This is a genomic window from Asanoa siamensis, assembly GCF_016862555.1.
Taxonomy (GTDB): domain Bacteria; phylum Actinomycetota; class Actinomycetes; order Mycobacteriales; family Micromonosporaceae; genus Asanoa; species Asanoa siamensis.
In genome coordinates this window covers 1-7,497 of sequence record NZ_BONE01000157.1, presented here as the reverse complement: position 1 = coordinate 7,497, position 7,497 = coordinate 1, and the positions used below count along the sequence as shown (strand labels likewise).

The window sequence follows — 7,497 nt, the reverse complement described above, 5'->3', positions numbered from 1 at the left end:
CACCGTGTCCGGTGGAGACGACCGCCACCGGCAGGTGGAAGCGGGCGGCGAACCGCACAGCAGACTGGACGTCGCCCGCGGATGTCGCACCCACCACGACGACGGGGCGATGCGCCAACGCCATGTTCCAGGTTGCCGTCTCGGCAGCGTAACCCTCGTCAGCCGGGGTGAGAACCGATCCAGCGACTTCGCTCGCGAGAGCAGCGATCGCCGACTGGTCGCAATGAGCGCTCGTCATGAACTTCGACCTTCCGAACTGGGTAAGCGCGGAGAGCAATCCCTCCGCCGTCAAAGGCCCAGTCCACACGAGCCAGGTCAACGATTCGTCGACTCGTGATTGACGCGGCGCCCGTCAACGCGCCGTTGCTCGCACGCGGCCGACTTCTACGGGTCTGAGTCGAAGTTAGACGTCGGCCGACTGTTGTTGAGGCGGCTTGGTAGCCGAGTTGCTGGAGTTGGTGGACGAGGCGGCTGGCCTGTTTGGCGGGGTCTGCGCGATGCGGAAGTGGTCAGGGCCGAGGTCCTTGTAGTCGATGTGGTTGCTGAGCATGTGCCAGGCGGTGATGAGCATGATGTGCCCGACGGGCGACCAGCGCGCGTTTCCTGCCGCGCGGTTGCATAGCTCGCTCAACACCTGTAGCCCAAACTTGGCGCCTCCCCCGCCTTCGCCGCCCAAAGCGAGTCGGCCATGGGCTACGCGGCCCGCGCCGACGGCTGTGATCGTTGGGTGGCTAGGTGGCCTGCGTTGGGACGCCGGCGGCCCGGCGGATGAAGGCGTCGAATGCGCGGTCGGGAAGCAGGTCGTGCATGAGGATCATGGGCTTGGCGCCGTAGCCGACGGCGTACCGGGTCTTGGGGCGCCGAGCGGTGACGGCCTTGGTGATGGTGCGGCCGATGAGCTCGGGTCGCGACGAGCGCCGGTGGGTGCTGTCGGAGGTCAAGGATGCGGCCACGGCGTCGCCTTGGGCGGCGTAGGGACCGCTGCTGGAGACGGCGCGGACCTTCTCGGCGGCGATGCCGCTCCATTCGGTGCGGATGCCGCCGGGTTCGATGACGATGACGTCGATGCCGAACGGAGCGACCTCCATGCGCAGGCAGTCGCTGAGGGCTTCGAGGGCGAATTTGGTGGCGTGGTACCACGCGCCGAGCGGGGTGGTGATCTTTCCGCCCATGGAGGTGACGTTGACGACCGTCCCGGAGCGCTGGGCTCGCATCTGCGGCAGGACGAGCTGGGTGAGGCGGGCGGCGCCGAATACGTTGACCTCCATCTGGGCACGAGCCTCGGCCATGGGTACGTCCTCGAGTGCGCCGTAGGAGCCGTAGCCGGCGTTGTTGACCAGGACATCGATGCGGCCCTGGTCATCGAGAATGGTCTGGAAACCGGCTTGCATCGACACGTCATCGGTGACGTCCATCGCCATGGGGTGGATGCCGACGTCGGTCAGACGCTGCAGACGCTCGGTGCGGCGGGCGGCGGCGTACACGACGAAACCGGCGGCAGCCAGTTCGCGAGCTGTGGCCTCGCCGATGCCGGAGGAGGCTCCGGTGACGAGGGCTACCTTGGTGTCGGTGCTCATGGGTTGCTCCCTTGCGGTGGTGTGGTGACGTGGACGCTATGAGCCGACGACGGCGATACCACTAGCTCAGGGCGCCGATTGGCTTGCATGACGCGCCACTCTTGGCCGGCCCGGCGACACCAGAGCGGTCGACGCATGCTGGCGTGATCCGCTGGAGAATTGGCGCGAACGGCAAGCCGGGAAAGCCCGGCCTCTTCGTAGACTGCACACGTGGCGATCGGGCGATTCACGCTGGAATCCGGGGTCAAGGTGTTCGTCAACGACCTTCGAATGTCGTGGCCGAGGGTGCTGCGGCGGGCGTCACTGCCGGGAGATCTGCTGTCGAAAGGTCCGGCGCTGCTGTCCACCGACGAATACTTCAGGTTCTGGTCCGCGCTGGAAGCCGAGGCTGGTGACCGCGAACTGGCTCTCGACGTGGGGCAGGCGATCTCCGTCGAGACCTTCAGCCCGCCGATCATGGCGGCCCTGTGCAGTCCCACTCTTACGGTCGCCGGGCGCCGCATCGCGACCTACAAGCCGCTGGTCGGACCGCTGAGCCTCGATGTCGGCGAGACCGCCGACGGGCTGGCCATCGCCTACCAATGGCCGCCGGACCAGCAGCCACCGACCCTGCTGGCGACCTCTGAGCTGGTGTTCTGGGTGGCCCTGGCCCGTATCGCCACGCGCCACCAGGTCCGCCCGGCGCGGGTCACCATGCCTGTCCCTCCCGGCGACCCGGCCAGTCTGGAGGGCTACTTCGGAGCTCGCATCCGCGCCGGCAGCACCTACACCATCACCTTCTCCGCGGACGACGCCGCCCGGCCGTTTCTGACCGAGAACGAGCAGATGTGGCGCTTCTACGCCCCCGAACTGCGTCGCCGGCTGGCCGACCTGCAGGCCGAGGCGACCGTGGCCGACCGGGTGCGCGCCGCGCTACACGAGACGCTTCCCGCCGGCGACAGTTCCATGACCGCGGTGAGCAAACGGCTGGCCGTCAGCTCCCGCACCCTCCAGCGGCAACTGCGCGAGGAGAGCACCACCTACCAGGCTGTCCTGGCGAACACGCGGGAAGACCTGGCCCGGCACTACCTCCGCCGGGGCAACCTACGCACCCCCGAAATCGCCTTCCTCCTCGGCTATGACGACACCAACTCGTTCTATCGGGCCTTCCGGACCTGGACAGGCACGACCCCGGACGCGCTGCGAGCGGCGATCACAAGCTGAGCCAAAACATGTTGCGAACCTCCGAAACTGCGACCGGCCGCGCGGCGCACTGGACGCACCGCCGGGAGGGCGTGACAACCACCCGGAGTGCGGTCGTTGGGCTGCGCGTGCGGATTGACACGGGGTTCAACCGGGCCCTCCAGTTGCCCGGCGCGTCGGTGCGCACGGTCGCATTCACCGATCAGGGCCCCGTCATCGGGTTATGCCGACGCCGACTGGGTTGCGCCGGAGGACTCGCTCGGCGCCAGAGCCACAGCAACCCGGCTTTGGCGGTCGGCGTCCGCTCTGATCTGCGGGCAGCCACGATGCCTGTGGCGCGGTCCCGCTACGCCCGAGCTGGCCTCCGCGCGAACCACCGGGGAACGCGGTCTGATCAGGCGTTTTGCCGCCTCCACAGACCGCGTCTGGGTACGCGTTTCGGGTGGACCAAACAGGGCTCGAACCCGCGCCTGCTAAGCGGGTCGTGTTGTCGTGGTTGACCGGTAGTTCGCGGATGGGCGGCTGACGGTCTGAGTTTCGAGGGCAGGCGTTCCGCTCGCGATCAGCTCCTCGGGTCACTCAATCGCGTCCAGGTCGACGGAGGCTCAACGCAGGATCGACATGGTGGACGCAGTCGACCGGTCTCACCAACGCACGCCAGGATTGCGCGCCTGGCCGGTGAGCAGCTATGACCGCACGCCCGCCGCGCGGATTCCGGATCTTCTCGTGGAGCTGGTCGACCGATCGAGGCCCGAGACGGCCGCCCGATGCTCGCCTGCCTGATCGGCGTCCACCGAGATAGCCGCCGGGTCATCGCTTGATGTGGCGGAAATAGTCTGGCAATCTATGTGCATCGATGGGAGCGCTCCCGAGCAGGCCGTCCCAATTTTTGTCAATGAGCACCGCATCCATCGAGGCACGAGTGTTAACGCTCACATAGATGATCTCCATGGAAAGGCGTCATGCAGTCCAGCCCGCCTGCAACCTTCATGCCCAGAGGGAAGTCTCGTCATGCCTAGCTTTAGACACCTGATAGCGCCCCTGGCAGTCACAACGCTGGTTGCCTCGGCCGCGTTAGCGGCAGGCGTTCTCGGTGGCGAGGTCGCACCGGCCTACGCCGCCACCACTGCCGGGTGCGGCACCGTCCCCACTCTCGTCAGTGGCACACGCACTCTCCAGAGCAGTGGAAAGACGCGCAGCTACATACTGCGCATCCCGGACGGCTACGACAACCGTCGCCCGTACCGGCTGATATTTGGATTTCACTGGCGCGGTGGCACTGCCACCGATGTCGCCACCGGCCAGACCGTCCAGCGAGACGTGTGGTCCTACTACGGGCTCCAACGATTGGCCGACAACAGCGCGATCTTCGTGGCACCGCAGGGGTTGAACAACGGCTGGGCCAACAGCGGTGGCGAGGACGTCACCCTCGTCGACGACATCATCCGCCAGATCGAGGCGACTCTGTGCGTCGACACCACCCAGCGGTTCGCCACCGGCTTCAGCTACGGGGGCGCCATGTCGTACTCGTTGGCATGCTCGAGGTCCACGGTCTTCCGCGCGGTCGCCGTCCAGTCCGCCGGAGTCCTCAGCGGCTGTGCGGGCGGCACCCAGCCGATCGCCTATCTCGGCATCCACGGCATCCGCGACGGCGTCCTGTCGATCTCGGGCGGGCGCGGGCTGCGCGACCGCTTCGTGACCGCCAACGGATGCGCCCCGCAGAGTCCGCGCGAACCTGGCCAGAGCAGCCTGACCCACGTCGGTACGGACTACACCGGCTGCTCGGCCGGCCGCCCGGTGCGGTGGGTCGCGTTCGACGAAGGGCACATCGCCGCACCCCAGGACGGCGCCACGGGCGACAGCGGCACGCGCACCTGGGTGCCGGGCGAGGTCTGGCGGTTCTTCGCACAGTTCCAGTCCACCGGCACCCCGTCGCCAAGCCCGTCCGGCTCTCCGGGCGGGTCTCCGTCGAACCCGCCGCCGGGCGGCGCCTGCACCGCCAGGTACGCCGTCACCAACTCGTGGCAAGGCGGCTTCCAGGCGGACGTGACCGTCACCGCCGGCGCCGCGGCGATCACCGGCTGGCGGGTCACCTGGACCTATGCCAACGGGCAGACCATCACGCAGATCTGGGGCGGCCGCAATACGCCGAGCGGCACCCTCCAGAACGTCGTCAACGAGACCTGGAACGGCAGTCTCGCCGCCGGCGCCTCGACGACCTTCGGCTTCCTCGCGACGGCGGGAACGGCCAACCCCGTGCCCGCCGTGACCTGCGCGCGCGCCTGACCGCCCCGCTATCGACGTCCCAGACGATCTCCACGAAACGTGTAGGTCGCCATCTCATCAGGAGGTGCAAGGTATGAGCAGATCCAGAGTGGCTGGTGTCGGCCTCATGTCGGCCGGCGCGGCGTTGCTGGCGTCGGCGGCCGTCGTGGCGCTGCCGGCACATGCCGCGGCGGCGGGCTGCGCGGTGAGCTATTCGGTCTCGTCGCAGTGGCAGGGCGGATTCGGCGCCAACGTCGTCGTCACCAATCTCGGCGACCCCATCAACGGTTGGACCCTGACCTGGTCGTTCAGCGCCGGCCAGACCGTCACGCAGGCTTGGAACACCGATCTGACCCAGAGCGGTGCGGCGGTCACCGCGAGGAACGTCAGCCACAACGGCGCCATCGCGACCAGCGGCACTGCCTCGTTCGGCTTCAACGGTTCCTGGACCGGGGGCAACCCGGCCCCGACCAGCTTCGCCCTGAACGGGACGGCCTGCACCGGTGGCACGACACCGACCGCGTCGCCGACCGCCACGCCGTCCAACCCGCCGCCTCAAGGGCAGTCGGACATCACCGTCAACAGTGCTACCAGATACCAGACCGTCGATGGGTTCGGCGCGGCCGTGTCGGTCTGGGGTAGTGCCTGGTCGACGGCCGAGACCCAGACACTGGTCGGGCTGGGCGCCAACCAGCTCGGTCTGTCGATCGTGCGGACCGGCATCTCGCCGGTATCCAGCGAGTGGGCGACGCAGGTGAACGCGTTGAAGACGGCGAAGTCGTACGGATCGGGAGTGAAGATCCTGGCGTCGCCGTGGACGGGACCGGCCGCGTGGAAGACGAACAACAGCCGGATCAACGGTGGCAAGCTCAGACCCGAGTACTACGACGACTACGCCAACCACCTCAACAGCTACGTCCAGTACATGCGTGGGCAGGGCGTGCCGGTCGACGTCACCTCGGTGCAGAACGAGCCGGACTGGCACCCCGACTACGACTCGATGGACTGGAGCGGCACAGAGCTGAGGAACTTCGCGTGCGCCGAGGGTGCGAAGGTGCAGAACACCAGGCTGATGGTCGCCGAAGCGGTGAACCTCAACTACGGCTACACCGATCCGACACTGAACGACGCGTGCGCCCGCAACAACATCGGCTACATCGGCGGCCACCTGTACGGGACCGAAGCCTCCGGCCGGCTCAAGGCCTACAACCTGGCCGCCCAGCACAACAAGCCGGTATGGATGACGGAGTGGAACTACCACGCCGCCGACGGTGGCGGCTCCAACATCTGGGGCAACCCCAGCAACCAGGCGGTCTGGAACGAGACGCTCGACGACATCATGCGCACCGTGCACAGGTCCATGGAGGCCAACTGGGCCGCCTATGTCTGGTGGTACGGCAAGCGGTACTACTCCTTCATCGGTGACGGTGACGCCGCGTACGGCACCACCGCGGGTTCCCCCCTGAAGCGCGGGTACGCGTTCTCCCAGTACGCCAAGTACGTCCGCCCCGGATACCAGCGGATCGGCCTGGCCAAGAGCACCAAGGCCGCACCGCTGGAGATCACCGCGTACCAGGGAGGCGGAAAGATCACCTTGGTGATACTCAACCGGTCCACCAGTGCGGTCAACAACGCGATTGTCCAAGCGCCGCAGAACGTCACTCGCGCCGAGCACTATCTCACTTCGCAGAACAGCAACGCGACCAGCCAGCCGACCAGCGTCAACGGCGGCCAGGTCGCCGTGAACGTCGCTGCTCGCAGCATCTCGACGCTGGTCCTGACCCTCTGACTCCTTCGTCATCGTAAAACCCCAACGGCCTCGGCCCGTGCCAGATGCGCGGGCCGAGGCCGCTGCGTAGGTGAGAGGTCTTGATCCCGAGTCGTCGGCGAGCAGACCCCGCTGAGTTGATCGAAACCGATCTCGTCGACCAGCGCGGCACCGCCTCGGTCGACGCGCGATCCCGTTGACCAAATTCGTCATAAACGTCGATGTTAGCGTCAACACACAGAGGCAACTACGGCAAACCCGGTCGATGCCGTTCGGTGGGTGGTTCCGTGCCGACGATCGCCAGAACTCAGCGTGACACAGGGATCCTCGGGGTTCACGTGACCATGACGTTACGACTTGACGAACGGCATGTTATCGCTCACAGTCGATGGTCAAGGACGACGCCGCAGCTTCCCGGGCAACCTGCTCTCGTCGACCTTGGACCAGGCGTCCGCCGGGAATGCGGACGCCTCGCCATCGATGACAGTCCCGACGCTGGCGCCCAGCGACGCGTCGGGTCGGACCCACCTCCTGGTAGACGTTCGGCTCTTGGTGATTGAGGAGAGATCATGTTTGCCTTTGGTAGATCTCCATCGACCGCGCCGCCATCGCGCAGGCTCCGATGGCTGCCCCGTGTCCTCGCCTCCGGCGCGATGGCGCTGGTGGTCGGTGCTGTCGGCGCTGTGGCGGTGTCGGCACCCGCCG

Annotated in this window: 5 protein-coding genes and 1 pseudogene; 3 read left to right on the top strand and 3 right to left on the bottom strand. The window is 67.1% G+C overall.

Features of this window, described 5'->3' with window-relative positions; all coding sequences use genetic code 11:
- From Asi02nite_RS40530 to Asi02nite_RS40520, 3 genes and pseudogenes are all read right to left on the bottom strand, one after another.
- Nucleotides 1-238: pseudogene (locus tag Asi02nite_RS40530) on the bottom strand (FAD-dependent oxidoreductase); the annotation flags it as partial.
- A 165-nt stretch (nucleotides 239-403) separates the two neighbouring features.
- Entirely contained in the window at nucleotides 404-631 is a 228-nt protein-coding gene (locus Asi02nite_RS40525; protein WP_203719360.1) for a hypothetical protein, read from the bottom strand.
- 100 nt (nucleotides 632-731) lie between these two features.
- A complete protein-coding gene (locus Asi02nite_RS40520) occupies nucleotides 732-1,577 on the bottom strand; it encodes an oxidoreductase (RefSeq protein WP_203719359.1) in 846 nt (281 codons plus the stop codon).
- A 210-nt stretch (nucleotides 1,578-1,787) separates the two neighbouring features.
- Here Asi02nite_RS40520 and Asi02nite_RS40515 point away from each other — a divergent pair, with 210 nt between their 5' ends.
- The 3 genes from Asi02nite_RS40515 (at nucleotide 1,788) to Asi02nite_RS40505 (ending at nucleotide 6,813) form a co-directional block, all read left to right on the top strand.
- Complete coding sequence (locus tag Asi02nite_RS40515; RefSeq protein WP_239127701.1) at nucleotides 1,788-2,780, top strand: AraC family transcriptional regulator; 993 nt, start codon at nucleotides 1,788-1,790, stop codon at nucleotides 2,778-2,780.
- Between the two features lie 1,299 nt (nucleotides 2,781-4,079).
- The gene (locus Asi02nite_RS40510; protein ID WP_308440205.1) at nucleotides 4,080-5,045 is read left to right on the top strand and encodes a CE1 family esterase; all 966 of its coding nucleotides are present in this window, start codon (nucleotides 4,080-4,082) and stop codon (nucleotides 5,043-5,045) included.
- 73 nt (nucleotides 5,046-5,118) lie between these two features.
- Entirely contained in the window at nucleotides 5,119-6,813 is a 1,695-nt protein-coding gene (locus tag Asi02nite_RS40505; RefSeq protein ID WP_203719358.1) for a cellulose binding domain-containing protein, read from the top strand.
- The last annotated feature ends 684 nt before the right edge of the window (nucleotides 6,814-7,497 follow it).

Excerpts from the sequence above, each read along its gene's own strand:
- Asi02nite_RS40520 (WP_203719359.1), bottom strand. The coding sequence starts at position 1,577 with ATGAGCACCGACACCAAGGTAGCCCTCGTCACCGGAGCCTCCTCCGGC.
- Asi02nite_RS40505 (WP_203719358.1), top strand. The coding sequence starts at position 5,119 with ATGAGCAGATCCAGAGTGGCTGGTGTCGGCCTCATGTCGGCCGGCGCG.